Origin of the sequence: Paraglaciecola sp., assembly GCF_030730205.1 — a bacterium.
Taxonomy (GTDB): Bacteria; Pseudomonadota; Gammaproteobacteria; order Enterobacterales; family Alteromonadaceae; genus Paraglaciecola.
This window is the reverse complement of the sequence record NZ_JANQVQ010000117.1, coordinates 1-16,931: the sequence shown is the minus strand read 5'-3', so window position 1 is coordinate 16,931 and position 16,931 is coordinate 1. Positions and strand designations below refer to the sequence as shown.

The window sequence follows — 16,931 nt, the reverse complement described above, 5'->3', positions numbered from 1 at the left end:
ATACTGCAACGCGGTGGCAACAGTGTGGTGAGCCCCTTGTCTCGTTTGTAGGTAGACATATTGAGGCCAAGTAAAAGATCCCTCATCGTTTCACTCCACCGGGGTGACAAATTGAAAAAATAAACGGGATTCAGAGATTAAATACTCAGCTAAAAGAGTGATTTGCAGCACTGAAATAAGTGTTTTGTTTTTAGTTGGTTTATTTCAATTTATGCTGAACAAACAACTTCGTTTCGCGGCAACGGTTGCCGCGCAACGGGTGCCGCGAAACAGTCATTACAAAAGGCTGCAACGAAAAATTTCACCTTCCTTTTACACAAGATCCCGCTTTTACTCGCCACTCGCAGCTAGTACTATTTCAACCTTTGAGCTAATCCGCTGCCCCTGACACATTGTTGTTTGAGGCAAATCTGCAAAGCTTGTTGCTGAGCGTATAGGGTGAAGTTTTGTTTAGCGCGGGTCAATCCTGTGTATAGCAGTTCACGGCTTAATCCCCTGCCCTTTGATTGTTGATTTATCAGTGGTAAACACAAATGCACTTGTTCAAATTCAGAGCCTTGGCTTTTGTGAATTGTCATGGCGTAAAGGGTATCGTGAGGCGGAATACGGTTGGGTAAAAAGCCGGATAAGTGGCCCTCTGCCATGTTAAACCATACTTTAGTGAGACTAGGGTTAGCGGGATCTGGCATGACAATACCAATATCACCATTAAACAGTTTTAAATTGTGGTCGTTGCGGGTCAAAATCACGGGCCGTCCGGTATAAAAATCTTGGCTGGTGGTAATTAAGCCTTGGGCGCTCAATTCTTGTTGGATCACACGATTAAGTTCCCCCACCCCCCAAGGGCCATTACGCTGGGCACAAAGCACTTGTTGGCGCGCCAAACACGCAAAGGCGAATTGCAAATTCCCTTGTTTAATTGCACTAAAATAGCTGCGGTAAATCGGCATTAAATTTAATACTAAGGTTTGTAATTGCTCATCATAGATGGCCTTAGAAAAAGTCGCCTTAGGTTCAACCCAACTCACATCGGCCATGGTAGACGCTTTAAGCAGGGTAATACTGGGTTGTATTTCACCTTGATTAATGTGTGTGGCCAATTGGCCTATGCCACTGCTTGCACTAAATCGATGGCTTTTTTGTAACATCACCAAATTATCTTGAATGTGACTCGTTGGCTGCGCACTGACTTGCTGTTTGCTTATTGGCAGTTGCAGGTCCTGCTGTAACTGCTGTTGCATGGCTGGGCTATATGCAGCCAATCCTGAGTGTTGGGCTTGACTGGTGACCGCTGCACAAATATCTGACAACACACTGCCTGCTTCAACTGAGGCTAGCTGGTCTTTATCACCCAACAATATAACTTGTGCCTTACTGGGCAAAGCGGAAAATAGCTTACTCATTAGCGGTAAATCAACCATTGAGGCCTCGTCCACTACCAGCACATCAAGGTGTAATGGTTGTGTGACGTTGGCTTTAAAGTAAGGACTTAGCGGTCTAGCGCCCAGTAAACGATGTATTGTTTGGCATTGCTCAGGCAGGTTTTGCTGCAACTCGGCGGGTAATTTTAGTTTAGCTACGGCGATAGATTCGGTTAAACGCGCTGCTGCCTTGCCAGTTGGTGCCACTAACTTAATCGACAAGACCTTGTCTTTGGCTCGCGCTAAACCTTGTAATAATGCCAGTAATTTGGTCACGGTAGTGGTTTTGCCTGTTCCCGGGCCACCCGTGATAAAACTGATCATCTGACGGGCGGCAAGGCAAACTGCTACCTGTTGCCAATCCAACTCTTGTTGGCTTGCTGTACTAAACAATTGTTTTAATAGTTGGAGCGAGCCTAGCTCATCTACCCCTTTTTGCTGACTGGCTCGGGCTAATATTTGCTCAGCCAATTCACCTTCATACAGCCAATAGCGCTGCAGATACAGGCTGTTACCATCTAGCACAATAGGTTTATTACAACTGAGTTTAGCAATACTAAAAGGCAAGGTGATCACTTCAACCATTGAGCACAGCTGCAAATAGCGTGTTAACTCTGCTTGCTCGGCAAAGTAAAAATCAGGCGCAAACACGCCTTGTATTTGGCTTAGTGCAATGCAGCTGTGCTGCTCACCTAAACTCGCACTTAAATAAGCGCTTAATAAACTTACATTGAGATATTGCTCTGGGTGTTGCGCGTCGAGTCCTTCGGCAATAAAAAGTGCAAAGGCCTTATCGAGCGGCCGCAAAATACCTTGAGTTTGTAGCTTGTTAAGTACGCTTAAAAGTTGGCTACTAGGCGAATCGTACTGTTCAATAGATTGCTCTACCATAAGTCAAGCTGTCCTTGGTCTGTTTGATCACCTAGCGGCTTAGGTGGCTCAGATTTTGTTGTATGTGTGGGCACAAAATCGGGTAAGGGCTCACCATTAAACAAGGCATCTAAAGCGCAAATAAAGGCTTCATCTGCACGGTAATAATACACTCCACTTTGCGGCAATTCGCTGTGCATGCCACGCAAAAACAAATAGTACGCCCCCCCCATATGATCTTGATAACGGTAATGTGGCAGCTGTTGTTTCAACCAGCGATGTAAGGCCAAGGTATATAAAATAGCTTGTAGGTGATAATCGTGCTCTTGCATTGCCCGCTCTAATGAGGCGAGTTGGTAATGGTCGTAGCCGAGGCCCAAATGATTAGATTTATAATCAGCAACGTAGTATTTACCCTCAAAAGCAAAGGTTAAATCGATAAAACCTTTTAACATGCCGTTGAGCTGAGCAAACTCATATTGCCTAATTGAATGGGGCATAAAATGATTAATCAGTTGATTAAACGCCGCCACCTGCACCTGTTTAAGCGGCATGTAAAATTCCATTTCTACTTTAATCTGTGTGCGTGCAAGTTGCGCTAAACTCAATACTGCACCACTTTGACTGGTGGCAATATTGGCCATTAGCAGGTCGCTAAGCCAATTATATAAGGGCTCTTGCCAATCCTTCCCAATGGCAAATTTCAGGCTTTGCTCTTTAATCACCTCAGCTAAGGAGTTGACTTGAGTAAAGTCAATATTCTCTAAAATGCCATGTAAAAACGATCCCGCATTCGCCCCCTTTTCAAATGTGAAGGCGTTTAGTTCTCGCTCAGTGGCTGTCATAATTTGCTCTTCTTGCACGGCATCTCGCCCTTCATCCATGCCCGGTATGAGTACCTCAAGATGAGACTGTTGTTGGCTGATAGCCGAGTAACTGGTTAAACGCCATTGCCGTTCAATGGGCTTAGTTAATTGCAGCGCAACAAGATCAGCAACAACAGGCTCTGCATCAAACGTGGGAGGCGAATTGTCTGTCTGCGTGATTAACCTTAGGTCTGGTAAATCAGCGGCATAAAAACTCGAATACGTGATACTGCCTTGTTGGCTTGCGTGCTGGCTTAGCTGCTGAATATACCTTGCAATGAGCTCATCTGATACCTCTACTCCTTGTGGCAATAAAATCGCACCTAGAGCAGTTTCTAAAAAGGCCGAACGACGGCGTCTATCATCACTGATGTTATGCCATACACCCAGAGCACAATAATATTCTGCGCGGGTAAGCGCGACATACAACAACCGAACATCTTCTTCTAAGCGCTCTTGTTCTGCCACCTTCATGGCTTTTTCTTGCCCCAAAAAATCCACCAGCAGTTGCCCCTCGTCAGCGTGAAAAACGGCCGATTGCGCAGATTTGTAACTGTTACCAAAAGGGATAAACACTAAGGGATATTGCAAACCTTTGGAGGCGTGCAAGGTAGAGATTTGCACCAAATTGGCATCCGTTTCTAAGCGTAACTGCTGTTTGTCGTTTGAGTGATCGGGGTCTTGCAAACATTGGCTGAACCAATGCATTAACTGTCCATGCCCTTGCACTTCTAAACTACGTTGTTGCAAAAGTTCTAGCACATGCCGTAAATCGGTCACGCGGCGCAAACCATCGCTAAAATGTCTTAGTGCTTTTTGCTCAATTCTAAAATGACTAATGACTTTATTCATGGCCATCATCAAGCCGTATTTTTGCCAGTCCTGATGCCAGTGATGAAACAACGCAATGATATTCTGCCACTCGTTGTCATCACTAAATAGGCTATCTAATTCAAAAGCGCTAATAGCAAAAAGCTCCGTCAAAAGTGCTGTTTTTACTGCTCTGTCATCACCAGGCTGGCTAAGCGCGCTCAACAGCCTATAACAATCAAGTGCCGTTTGACTGGCAAAGACACTTTTACGAGCTAAAAACACGCTGGCAATATCGAGTTCTTGTAGAGCAAGTTTAACCAATTGCGCTTCATTGCGATTACGCACCAATACGCAACAGTCACCGGCTAGCACCGCCCTGCTTGCAACCGTGCTGTTTTCCTGCAAAATGGTGGCAATCTGCCTAGCACAATAGTGCGCCAAGCTTTGCTGCGCTTGCCCTTTTGCAATGGGTTTGTCGTTATCTGAACACAAGTGCCACAGGTCTAAACTGGGCTGAGCTTGACCATTAATGAGTAAACCCGTTTCATCTTTTCCGGCTTTTACTGGATAAAATGACAATGCACTTTTTTGGCTTTCTGGCTGCTGATTGTGCATAAACAGTGTATTAACCGCAGCGATTAGCTGAGGTGTTGAGCGCCAATTGGTATCAAGAGTAAATTGTTGTTGCACGCTAACCTGTTTTTTAGCGTGCAGGTAAGTAACAATATCCGCCCCTCGAAAACCATAAATAGCCTGCTTAGGATCGCCAATCATGATCCAGCACGGGGACTTGGGGCTGTTACTGTCATTTTGCGCCAATTCAGTCGCGAGTGGCGCCGCTGCTTGCGCGTATATTTGCTGAAAAATACGGTATTGCACCGGGTCGGTATCTTGAAATTCGTCAATCAACACCGCTGGGTATCGCGCACGTAAGGCAGTGGCTAATTCATTGTTTTTGCCCTCTTCGCCATTTTGTGGACTCAAAGCATGGCCAAGATGAGTTAATAAATCATCGGGTGAAATTAACTGCAATCGGTTTTTCTGAGTCGCAAGATTGTGCGCTACTTTTACTAAGGCGTCTTGGCAAAATGCGAGTTTGATGCCATCGAGAACTTGTTGCGCTAATGCAGCTAGGTGTTCAAAACGGCTAAAATCAATATCAGGCAAAGATGCGCCCTTTTTAAGGGCTTTTGCTAAGTTAGCTGGGCCATACAACAACCAGCCTTCTTTACAAAATGTCGGGTACAATTGGCTACTTTCACAAAAGCGTTGCATGGCTTCAAAGGTTGCAGGTTTACCCACCACAACATTGGCTTTTAACTGGCCTTGCTGCAACAGACTGGCAATATTATTGTCAAGCCACCAGCGTTTTATGTCTGCCACTTGTTGACTGTAGTCTTGCTGCAGAGCCACTACCTCACTGATAGCGATATTCGATTGAGGGGCAGCCTTTCGATTTAATAATGGCTGCAAGGTCATAAGTAATTTATCGGGCTGCGACCAAATTTCTAACAACAAAGATTGAATGTCTGCTGGTTGAGTAACTATATGAGTGCGCCAATAATCGGCCACCGCCAGTTTTAACCATTCACTTTCGTCCAGTATGAATTGCTGCTCATACATGGCACCACTTTCAAAAGCATGTTCGGTTAACGCCCGTTGGCAAAAACCATGGATGGTAAAAATCGCTGCTTCATCCATTTGCTTACTGGCTAAAGCTAAACGTTGCGTAGCCAGCGCGGAATTATCGATTTGTTCATACAGGGCTTGAATAAAACTGTCGTTACTTTCGCCGCGATAAAAATCTAAATAGGCACGTTGCAAGCGTTGCCGAATGCGCTCTTTTAGCTCTGCTGTGGCTGCATTGGTAAAGGTAACCACCAAAATTTGATCGACATTTAAGGCCTGACAATGATGGCCTAATAACTGACGCAAATATAAGTTAACGATCGTGTAGGTTTTGCCCGTACCAGCACTGGCCTCAATAAGTGATGCACCATTTAAAGGAAATGTTAGGGTGTTAAGTGGCTGCATTAGATATCACTCAACTTTTGCAGGGGTGATAATATTTGCTCGCTGAGTTGGCAAAAGTCTTCAAACACATGCTTAAGGTCGGGATAAACACGGGCAATGTGTGGCTCGGCCCCCTCGCCTGCAATAAAGCCACCGTCTTGGCCGTTAAAGGTATCAAATACTTTTTGTTTATCTTCACTGGTTACCCACTGCCACGCCGATTCAGGAAAAAACGGTATCAAGGTTTGCTGGCCTTTAATAAATAAGCCAACAAGCTCGCTTAAACATGTGTGCGCCTGCGCCTGACTCAGTTTTTGCAGCTCCCAGCTTTTTACTTTTTGCCCCTCTAGTTCAATAAATACTGCACGTTCAATCCCATCATTACCCGCTTGGGCGCAGATACATAACCAGCTAAGATAGGTGCGTAAACGGTCTTTAGCGCGCAGTTTACCGCTGCGCCATAAAATGAACTGAGGCCCAAATATTTGAGTCACCTGCCCTTGCAGATTGATGTGTACCGCTTGATGTTGATACTCACAATTAAGCACTAAATCGATGGGCAATAAACGGGCTTTTTGCCCGCCACTTTGCTTTGCCATTTCGGTGGCTAAGGCTTGGCTACTGTTAACAATGGTTTCTAAGGCGATAAGACCAGAATATCCGACCGGTAAACGCCCTTCTGCGCGCAACTGCTGAGCGAAATGCTCAGAGATATCCCGCCTATCTAGGTGTTGATTTTGCTGCTGTTGAATTAATTCAGCCATTAAGCGCTCGTTGAGCTGGTATTTGTCTAAACCATCAAAACTAAAGGGCTCGTCGTCCAGTAGTTCATCACCTAATCCACTAAAACGACACTGCCAGCGCTGTAAAAAAAAGGCTTTAGTAGGGTTCATAAAAAACTGTATAAGTTCTTCTAGGTTAATATCCACAGGTATGCCATCAAAACACAAACGTTGCGCTTGCACGCTATAAAAAGCAGGTAAAGGTTGGGCATTAAATTGGTGTAGCAGTGGTTTTTGCTGGCGAGTGATGGCGACTTGAGCGGCTTGTTCGTTGTAACTTGGCAATCGAGTATTGCCAATAAAATAGTCATCCGCAAAGGGCTGTAAGCTGTGCTTGGTGATTAAGTGCTGACGCAAATTTTTGGCAGTCTGGGCAGGTACTAAGTGTAGCTCGCCATCAAGCGCATAGCCTTGTTCACAATATTCAAGTAATTCACTGACTAAAATAGAGGGACTCAACTCGGTGTTATCTTTTTGGCTGGTGCCCAGATAACTGATATAAAGTTGCTCTCGGGCCGACAATAAGGCCTCTAAAAATAAATAACGATCGTCTAAGCGGCGAGAACGATCACCTCGTTTTGCTTGTGATACCCGCATAAGATCAAAGCCAACTGGCACGGTTTGGCGCGGATAATCGGCATCATTCATGCCCAGTAAACACACTTTTTTAAAGGGAATACTGCGCATGGGCATCAAGGTACAAAAATTCACGTAACCCGCTAAAAAACGCTGACCCACGCCTTTTTCGCTGAGTTGCTGCTCAACTTCTGCCACAAAAACCGCTTGATCAATTTCGCCTTCGCATTGACTTTGATGTTTTGAAATGTGCTCAAGCACCTTACGAAGCTGACTAAGCTCGACTAGCTCTCGCTCGTCACACTCGTACAAGGCATCGATAATGGCTAAAGATTCAGTGACTTTATCAGCAAGACTGGCGTGGCGCTGGCAAAAGTCCAGCACCTTGAGCAATTGCTGGGCGAACACATAAAACTTGCCCAGTGCCACGGCTTGCTGACCTTCAATATCAGCATAGGGTGACAACAGTTGCTGTTGATAATGCAATAATTGGCTGGCGTCCATGGCATAACCGGCTAACAGACGTTGCAGACCAAACAACCATGTATTTTGCCCTTGCTCGGGCAACTCCCATCGCTTTTTATCGGCGTCATCCCAGCCCCAGCGCACTCCGGCATCGGCTAACCAATGCTGTAATAAAGTATATTCTTGTTCGTTGAGATCAAATTGACGCATCACGGCCGGTACAGCTAACCACGTCATAACTTCGCTTAAGGTCAAACGGCTTTGTTGCAGTTTCATTAACTGCACAAAACTCGTTAACAAGGGGGATTCTTCACTGATATTGCGATCAGAAATACCAAAGGGGATGTAGCGTTGACTTGGCGCTGAGCCAAATATGCCTTCAATAAATGGCGCATAAGCGCCCACATCAGGCATCATTACAATTACTTCGCCAGGCTGATTGCGTTCATCTTGGGCAAACCAATCTAAAAGTTGGTCGTGTAAGACCTCAAGCTCTCTCACCCGAGAATGACACGCATGAAACTGCACTGAGCGATCACAAGTTGTAATCTGGGTTTTGGGAAAGGCTTCGCCATTTCCTAAGAGTTCAATGGGGCTTAAACTGTCGAAACTGTGTCTAAATTGCAGCTCAAAAATCTCTGCTTGAATATGTTCTAACATGCAGTGCGGCTGTGTTTCGATAAAATAATCATGTTGCACAAAATCAAAGCTCAGCAACATATCTTGGTAATCGCGGCCCAATTTTCCCCAAGAAGCCAAAAGCGGATTGCCCGATTGCAAATAATCCGCTTCGCTTTGCTGTCCTTGCCTTTTTATTAACTGTTGTAAGTGTGCCCGTGCCATGGTTTTACCATCCACAATATCGCCCCAATAGTGCTGGCTGGGATTAAACCAAAAAACAAACACATCTCGGTTGACCGCTAAGGCATCTAATACTTCAAGCTGTTGCTGCGGCATGGCCGACAAACCAAAGACAAACAAGGGCTTTTGCTGATCGCCATCAGGTGCTTGTGCAGACAATTTGCTGAGTAGTTGTTGGTGCAAGTTGGCTCGATGATAACGAGACTCACCTAGCGCCACACTGTATCGACACATCGCGCGCCATAATATGCCTTGCCAGGGGTGTAAGGTTTCATCAGGCCCCGCATATTCTTGCTTGGGATGCTCAGTTTGCCCTAAGCCGTCAACTGTATCCGCCGCCTCCCACGCCAATATCCATTCCGGGCGATAGACTAAGTACTGATCGTAAATATCGGCAATTTTATGGGCTAGTTGATATTGCTTTAGCAGCGGCGCATTCGCTAAATAATTGGCAATCGAACTAAATTCAGTATGGTGCAACATCGAGGGCAACAAGCTCATCAGCTTCCAAGTCATATTGGGCTTGGTAAAAGCACTTTGCTCGGGTAAGTGTTCAATGTTTTGGCGATACAATTCCCAAATAAAACTTGAGGGCAAAGGAAACTCAACATTGGCGGCAATACCGCGCTTTTGTGCAATTTGTATTTTTAACCACTGCGACATACCGGGGCTTTGTACCAAAATTGTGTCAGGTACAAATAGCGATTCAGGGGAACGGTGTTGTTGACTCAAACAGTCAATCAAACTGTCAGCCAGCATTTCCATTTTATTTGACTGAACAAGGTGCAACATAAGCGTAATAGGTCTTTTATTGTTTTGCTTAGTGTAACAAAGTTACTGATTTTGAAATCAATTTTCTTTCATTTTATGCATAAACAGGCGTGTATAAAATGCCGCTAAGCACTTAAATTAATTCAGCTCACCTTGAGATTTTGTTATCATGCTGGCCATTCACGCCTCGAGCGTTGGTCAGTTAACGTTAATTAGGTAAGGCAATGAAAGTCGTTTCTTTTAATATCAACGGGATCCGCGCCCGCTTACACCAACTTCAAGCCCTTATCGATAAACATCAGCCAGATATCATCGGCTTGCAAGAAATAAAAGTTGATAATCTGCAGTTCCCCAGCGCAGAAGTTGAAGCCATGGGCTACCACGTTTATTTTCATGGTCAGAAGGGGCATTACGGCGTAGCGATGCTGTGTAAACAGCCTGCTAGTAATGTGCAATATGGGTTTCCCACAGACAAAGAGGATGCGCAGCGGCGCATGATTATGCTGGACTACCCTTTGCCCCATGGTGAGACCGTGAGAGTATTAAACGGTTACTTCCCGCAAGGTGAAAATCAAGCACATGAAACTAAATATCCGGCCAAACGTAAATACTATCAAGATTTGATGGCGTATTTGACAAGCAGCCATTCGCCTGATGATGCAGTGATAGTGATGGGCGATGTCAATGTTTCGCACAACGACGCCGATATTGGTATTGGTGAAGCGAGTCATAAGCGCTGGCTACAACAGGGTAAATGCAGCTTTTTACCTGAAGAGCGAGACTGGCTTAATTCACTGCTAAGCTGGGGGTTAGTAGATGGCTTTAGGCACCTAAACCCTGAGCAAACAGAAAAATTTAGCTGGTTTGATTATCGCTCCAACGGTTTTGCTGATAATCGAGGGTTACGCATTGATCTGATTTTAGCCACACAGCGTTTGCATAATACCTTGGTAAAAGCCGATATTGATTACGAACTCAGGGCAATTGAAAAGCCTTCTGATCACGCGCCCATTTGGGCTGTTTTTGAGACCGAAAAATAACGATGCCGTATTTCAGTGATATCCAAAGTATTGCCTTATTCTTAACGGTCATTGCTGCTTACTTTATTGTCAGGCATTTACCATTTGAACGTTTGGTAAACGACAAACAATGCCAACACTTAGTGTTTGGTAGCGCTGTTTGCTTAACCCTTTTATGGAGTATACAAACAGGTATACCTGGCCATCCACAAGTGCATTTTTTATGGCTGGCGGCCCTGCCCTTAGTCTTAGGGTTTAGGTGGGCAATTGTGAGTAGTATATTAGCCTTATTGAGCTTAACGCTCTTTGGTATGGAACCTATTAGCATGATAGGGGTAAACTTTCTGACTGGCTGCCTGGCTCCGATTGCTCTCACCTATGGCATATACAGCTTGAGTTTTCATAAACTGCCTAAAAACGTGTTTGTGTATATCTTTCTGTGCGCTTTTATTCCCGGGGCCTTAACTATTGGTTTAAAAATGCTGTTGTTAAGCGGCTACTATTATCTTGATGGTATCTATACATGGCAGGTCATCATGGATAATTACTTGATGATCACCACCTTGTTGCTGTTCCCCGAAGGCATGTTTAATGGGATGACCATCACGTTGTTAATTATTTATAAACCCCATTGGGTCTTTACCTTCTACGACAAACACTATTTAGACTCAAAAAACTAGTTTTTTATCCCGCTACTTGTTTTACCTTCCGATTAGGATTACATTAAATAACTGACCAGTCAGTTATTTAATGTAGAACCGATACTATGCAACGTGCCAGAACAGAGCAAGCCAAAGATCAACGTCGCAATACCTTATTACATGCCGCTCTAAATGAATTTTTTGATAAGGGTTTTACTGCAGCGCGCATGGAGGATATTGCCAAACTGGCCCATGTCAGCAAAGGCACCCTTTATCTTTATTTTGCCAATAAACAAGATTTATTCAGAGCCTTGATTGAAGAAATTGCCGTACCGACCATCAACCTCACCAGTCAGGAGGTCTTAGCGACGAAAACCGGCGAACAAGCTCTGCAATTTTTACTGCAAAGTATCGCCCATATAATTCGAAACACGCCCCTTCCTAAACTGGTAAAAGTCATTATTGCTGATGGCAAAGCCTTTCCTGAACTGGTGACTTACTACCGCGAACAAGTGCTAAACCGTATGTTTAGCTTACTTGAAACCATTATCACCAAAGCGGTTGAAGCGAAAGAATGGCAATGCAGCGATATTCCAATGACTGCGCGTTTGATCATTGCGCCGGTCATTTTTTCAGTGGTGTGGCGCATGGTATTTGAAAGCAGCAATGAACAACAAAATATGCTCGACCTGGATGCTTTATTTGCCTTACACACCAAGCATCTACTCGTGATATTAAAGGTTAATTAGGAGGCCAAAAATGATGAGTCATAATACCCGTATTTGGCGACATATCAGTTGTTCTGTCCTTGGTGTAGTTTTACTCATGTCTTGTGATACTGAGTCAGAACAACCCACGTTTACAGGTTACGTAGAAGCCGAATTAGTTTATCTGGCCGCACCGCAAGCCGGATGGTTGAGTAATATGCCATGGCAAGCGGGTGATACGCTTACCAGCAATACGCTGGTATTTAGCTTGGATGATGAACAACAGTTAGCCGCGATCAAAGAAGCACAGGCTCGTTTAGCCCAAGCGAAAGCACAAGAGCGTAATGGCCTCACTGGCGCCAGAGAGCAAGAAATAGCTGAGCTAAACGCACAGCGCCAACAAGCGCAAGTGGCGGTGGATTTTGCCGCTTCTGAAAAAACACGCTGGAATAAGCTGGTTGAAGAAGGTTTAGCGCCTGCTTCCAAATCAAGCCAAGTGAATGCCGAGTATGCAAGCAGTATTGCCAAACTCAAGACCATAACAGCCAGTATTGAAGTCGCGAAACTTGGCGTCAGACAAGAACTGACTAATAGCGCAATTGCCGCAGAGCAAGCAGCGCAAGCCAACCTAGAACAAGCCCAGTGGCAGTTATCACAACGTCAAGTGATCTCGCAGATAAGCGGTAAAATTGAGGAGATTTTTTATCGCCAAGGCGAGTTTATTACTGCAGGTAAACCCGTACTTGCTATATTGCCTAAGGATGCCCTCATTATTCGTTTTTTTGTGCCTCAAGCTGCACTGAGTCAGTTTAATGTAGGTCAATCTGTCAACATCCATGCCGACGGTGTTACTGCACCAATAGACGCACATATTTTTCATATTGCCCGTTCAGCCGAGTTTACCCCGCCGGTTATTTACGATGAACAATCACGGCAAAAACTGATGTTTTTGCTCGAAGCCCGCCTCTTTGCTCAAGATGCTGGTGACCACTTATTGAGACCCGGTTTACCTGTTGAAGTGACCCCCTAATGGCATCAAAAGAATTAGCCGTAGATGTACAGGGTCTCGTCAAACGCTTTGGTGATAAAGTCGCGGTAAACGACGTCAGTATCCAATTACCTAGAGGTGAGGTGTGGGGCTTTTTAGGCCCTAATGGCTCAGGTAAAACCACCACCATACGCATGATTTGCGGTTTGCTCAGCTGCGATGAAGGCAGAGGCCAATGTTTAGGCTTTGATATCCTCAAACAAGCCACCCAAATACGGCGTTTAACGGGATATATGACGCAAAAGTTTTCCTTTTGGAACGATCTCACTATTCGCGAAAATCTCGATTTTGTCGCTCGTTTATATCAGTTGCCCCAACGCAAAAGCCTAGTCAATGACACCTTAGAAAAATTGCAATTACAGCATCGACAAAAGCAATTAGCTGGCGAGCTGTCTGGCGGTTGGAAACAGCGCCTAGCCTTAGCTGCGGTCACAATGCATCAGCCCCAATTATTACTACTAGACGAACCTACCGCAGGGGTTGATCCGCAAGCCAGAAGAGATTTTTGGGACGAAATCCACCATTTAACGGCCAGCGGCTTAACTGTTTTGGTGTCGACCCACTACATGGATGAAGCCGAGCGCTGCGACAAAATAGTCTATTTAGCCCACGGGCAACTTATTACGCAAGGCACCGTACACGATATTATCAGGGACGCTAAATTGTTTACTTATAAGGCAATAGGAGAAGGAGTGAGATTAGCGGCTGAGAAATTGCGGGCGCAACCAGGAGTGGCTCATGCTGCGTATTTTGGCGCCGCACTGCACGTCAGTGGTTACCATCAAGCAGCCTTATTACATGCCATTCAAACCATTACCCCAACGATTCATTGGCAACAAGTTGATCCGAGCTTGGAAGACGTATTTATTGCCTTGATGGATAGCGCAGGCGCAGATAAACGGAGTTATCAATGAGCTCGTTTATTGCCTCTTGTTCTGCAAGTCTGAGTCGCTTACTCGCCATTGCAAATAAAGAACTGATCCAAATGCGCCGTGACCGCATGACATTCGCCATGATGATCGGTGTACCACTGATGCAACTGATGCTCTTTGGTTATGCTATTAATACCGATCCTAAACAGCTTCCCACCGTTGTTGTCGCACACGAGCAAAGCCCGCTAGTTCGTACTATTTTACAAGGGCTACAAAATTCAGGCTATTACAAACTTGAGCATAATGTGGCTGATTATGCGCAAGCAGATGCCCTGCTTGCCAAAGGAGAGGTGTCGTTTGTTATTACCATTCCCAGTGGCTTTACTCGCAAATTGATAAAGGGCGAGAGGCCACAATTGCTAATTGAAGCGGATGCCTCTGATCCAGCCGCCTCTTCTAATGCTATCAGTCGTGCGCAAACTATCATTGATTCAGCACTACGCCACGAGCTAAAAGGCAGTTTAAGTGAGCTCAATGCCGGGCTTTCACCTGTGGATTTGGTAATTCAACGGCGTTATAACCCACAAGGACTCACGCAGTACAACATTGTGCCCGGGCTACTTGGGGTGATTATTACGATGACTATGGTGATGATAACAGGCATGGCCATGACCCGCGAAGTAGAGCAAGGCACGATAGAAAACTTACTGGCTATGCCCGCTAAACCACTCGAGGTAATGATTGGCAAAATCACGCCTTATGTCGGTGTGGGGGCGGTGCAAACCCTTATTATTTTATTGGCCGCTCGGTATCTGTTTGATGTACCTTTTACGGGGTCATTATGGTTATTATTGGCCGCCGTGGCTTTGTTCATTATTGCTAATTTGGCCCTAGGTTTTACCTTTTCAACCCTGGCTAAATCACAAATGCAAGCGATGCAATTAACCTTCTTTTTCTTTCTACCCTCTTTGTTACTCTCTGGCTTTATGTTTCCGTTTCGAGGCATGCCACACTGGGCACAGTGGATTGGCGAAGTCCTCCCACTCACTCATTTTTTGCGGATTGTGCGCGGGGTAATGCTTAAAACGGCCGATTTCAACAGCATCAAATACGAGCTAGCCGCTATATTGGCCTTTACCTTAGTGGTGGGCGTAATTGCAATGGCCCGCTACAAACGAACTTTAGATTAAGGGGTAAAACGAGCCTTGAATTATTGGTTTTAGCTCTTTACTCAGCAAGAGATCTCGTGGCTCAAATCTGAGGGCCTTACCCTAGCCCCTTGAGATTGCCACAGTAGTAATAAACTTAATTAATCAAGGGGCTATTTACGTGAAGATATCAAGCCATAGATATATTTACGTTGGCTAAGCGATCTCATCGTCGCTTTACTACGTTTAAATTTTAATACTGTTACTATGGCTAGCAGCCCAAGCAACCCGAACTTATTTATGCATATAACTCAGCAAGACATTAAAAATTTCGAAAGCCAATACCGAGCAAGGCTAATCAATAGTCTTTCAGGTTATAAGAGCGCAAATTTAATCGGAACCATAAGTGACCAAGGGCAAACTAATTTGTCGATTGTGAGTTCGGTATTTCATATCGGCGCAGATCCCGCATTAGTCGGTATGCTGATGCGTCCGCACTCTGTGCCAAGGCACACCCTTGAGAATATTCTGCAAACAAAGTACTACACTATCAATCAGGTATCTGCTGAGTTTTGGCAACAAGCCCATCAAACCTCAGCCCGTTATGAACAAACAGTATCTGAATTTAGTGCGGTAGGTTTACAAGAAGAATATCTCGCACCATGTATTGCCCCCTTTGTGCAACAAAGCAAACTAAAATATGCCCTTGAACTTCGTGAAGTTGTGACACTCGCTATTAACAATACCGAATTGGTGATTGGTGAAATCAGCGATATTATTGTAGATGAACAGGCCTTACGCAAAGACGGTTTTATCGATTTATCATGCCTAAACACCCTTAGTATTACGAGCTTAGATAGCTACCACACCAGCCAAAGGCTCGGTCGTTTAAGCTATGCTAAACCTGGCATTCAGCCTAAAAAATTAGATCTTGATGGAGAGGAAATTGAGGTTTGAATCGTGTCCTACTCGGCTTAATACTGATGTTAATCACTGAATCTGCGATGGCTAAAAGTCTGCTCCCCCAACTACGCTGGTATGTCATAAACGACTCGGTAATGGGCGGCCAATCCAATAGTAAACTTAGCCTAATCGAAGATGATATCTACTTTACTGGTCAATTGTCACTGGCCAATAATGGGGGATTTGCATCGATTCGAGCACAGTTATTACTCGGCATGGGAGAGGCACAACGTATTGCAATTAAAGTTAAAGGAGAGCCTCGTACCTACCAGTTTCGTTTACGCACTAACGACAATATGGATGGTATTGCCTATAAAGTAGAGTTTGAAACCCAAGGCAGTAAAAAGTGGCAAACATTTAGTTTTAGCCCCTTAGATTTTACCGCAAGTTACCGAGGCAGAGCCGTTGCTAATGCCCCAAAACTGCAATTTGCTAATGTGAGTCAACTAGGCTTTTTAATCGCTGATAAAAACCTAGCACCCTTTAGTTTACTTATTGATGAGATAGCAACTACCCCTTTACTCAATTCGCAATAACCAAAAATCGCCTGTTTGCAAAGTATACCCCTTGTGCACAGAATACATGTATTCCCGAATTTGACTGCCGCTCAACCTGTTAATTATTAGCTGATTGGCGAAGGTCCAATGCGTTATAGTAATGTGAATTACTCCGTCTTGCTGACGTATATCTGGCGGCATAAAAGTAGTCCGGTTTACATAATCTTTGCCGACAAGATGAAGGGTAAAGTTTGATTGCTGATCAGGGTACACAGCAAGTGTCAATAACTGTGGTTTATCGTCCATCGTTAATCTGCCAACCCATAAACCGGCGATGTCTGTGTCGCTATTTAATTTGCTTAAGGTTTGTATTACCGCTTTAGGGTATGTTGCTAAAAAGTTGGTGAGCGCTGAGCCATCATTTGCAGCATCAAGTTGATATGTACTTTGCGCCAAACCTTGGTTTTTATCATCTACAGGAATGTCCAACACCATAAAAGATGAATCTAAATAGGGCGAGATAATTAACCTTTTTTTGCCCTTGTTGCCACGTGGAAACTCAATGATGCATTCCGTGCTTGAGCACTTTATATCGTCG

Annotated in this window: 12 protein-coding genes; 8 read left to right on the top strand and 4 right to left on the bottom strand. The window is 44.7% G+C overall.

The genetic code is table 11. The features are described from left to right. Window positions 1-353 precede the first annotated feature (353 nt). The 3 genes from recD to recC are packed head-to-tail and all read right to left on the bottom strand — an operon-like array spanning window position 354 to window position 9,459. A complete protein-coding gene (gene recD / locus NWQ57_RS08550; protein ID WP_306021727.1) occupies window positions 354-2,312 on the bottom strand; it encodes an exodeoxyribonuclease V subunit alpha in 1,959 nt (652 codons plus the stop codon). Further along, the gene (recB, locus tag NWQ57_RS08545) at window positions 2,306-6,004 is read right to left on the bottom strand and encodes an exodeoxyribonuclease V subunit beta (protein ID WP_306021726.1); all 3,699 of its coding nucleotides are present in this window, start codon (window positions 6,002-6,004) and stop codon (window positions 2,306-2,308) included. The genes recD and recB overlap by 7 nt, the downstream gene beginning before the upstream one ends. Next, complete coding sequence (gene recC, locus NWQ57_RS08540) at window positions 6,004-9,459, bottom strand: exodeoxyribonuclease V subunit gamma (protein ID WP_306021725.1); 3,456 nt, start codon at window positions 9,457-9,459, stop codon at window positions 6,004-6,006. The genes recB and recC overlap by 1 nt, the downstream gene beginning before the upstream one ends. 203 nt (window positions 9,460-9,662) lie before the next feature. Between recC and xthA the strand changes: the two genes are divergently transcribed. The 8 genes from xthA (at window position 9,663) to NWQ57_RS08500 (ending at window position 16,372) form a co-directional block, all read left to right on the top strand. Further along, window positions 9,663-10,478: an exodeoxyribonuclease III gene (gene xthA, locus NWQ57_RS08535; RefSeq protein ID WP_306021724.1), complete on the top strand. Its 816-nt coding sequence runs from the start codon at window positions 9,663-9,665 to the stop codon at window positions 10,476-10,478. Window positions 10,479-10,480: 2 nt separating this feature from the next. After that, window positions 10,481-11,137 carry an energy-coupling factor ABC transporter permease gene (locus tag NWQ57_RS08530; RefSeq protein WP_306021723.1) on the top strand — a complete coding sequence of 219 codons (657 nt, stop codon included), beginning with the start codon at window positions 10,481-10,483 and terminating at the stop codon, window positions 11,135-11,137. Window positions 11,138-11,223: 86 nt separating this feature from the next. Continuing rightward, on the top strand, window positions 11,224-11,847 hold the full coding sequence (locus NWQ57_RS08525; protein WP_306021722.1) for a TetR/AcrR family transcriptional regulator: 624 nt from the start codon (window positions 11,224-11,226) through the stop codon (window positions 11,845-11,847). A gap of 10 nt (window positions 11,848-11,857) precedes the next feature. After that, window positions 11,858-12,835, top strand: coding sequence for an HlyD family secretion protein (locus tag NWQ57_RS08520; protein WP_306021721.1), 978 nt, complete (start codon window positions 11,858-11,860; stop codon window positions 12,833-12,835). Next, the gene (locus tag NWQ57_RS08515) at window positions 12,835-13,767 is read left to right on the top strand and encodes an ABC transporter ATP-binding protein (RefSeq protein ID WP_306021720.1); all 933 of its coding nucleotides are present in this window, start codon (window positions 12,835-12,837) and stop codon (window positions 13,765-13,767) included. The genes NWQ57_RS08520 and NWQ57_RS08515 overlap by 1 nt, the downstream gene beginning before the upstream one ends. Continuing rightward, the gene (locus NWQ57_RS08510; RefSeq protein WP_306021719.1) at window positions 13,764-14,915 is read left to right on the top strand and encodes an ABC transporter permease; all 1,152 of its coding nucleotides are present in this window, start codon (window positions 13,764-13,766) and stop codon (window positions 14,913-14,915) included. The genes NWQ57_RS08515 and NWQ57_RS08510 overlap by 4 nt, the downstream gene beginning before the upstream one ends. Window positions 14,916-15,173: 258 nt before the next feature. Next, window positions 15,174-15,830, top strand: coding sequence for a flavin reductase family protein (locus NWQ57_RS08505; RefSeq protein WP_306021718.1), 657 nt, complete (start codon window positions 15,174-15,176; stop codon window positions 15,828-15,830). Continuing rightward, the gene (locus NWQ57_RS08500; RefSeq protein ID WP_306021717.1) at window positions 15,827-16,372 is read left to right on the top strand and encodes a CIA30 family protein; all 546 of its coding nucleotides are present in this window, start codon (window positions 15,827-15,829) and stop codon (window positions 16,370-16,372) included. The genes NWQ57_RS08505 and NWQ57_RS08500 overlap by 4 nt, the downstream gene beginning before the upstream one ends. Here the strand turns inward: NWQ57_RS08500 and NWQ57_RS08495 are convergent. Then, window positions 16,355-16,931 (bottom strand): hypothetical protein (locus NWQ57_RS08495; RefSeq protein WP_306021716.1); only part of this gene is annotated, 577 nt, incomplete at its 5' end. The genes NWQ57_RS08500 and NWQ57_RS08495 overlap by 18 nt on opposite strands.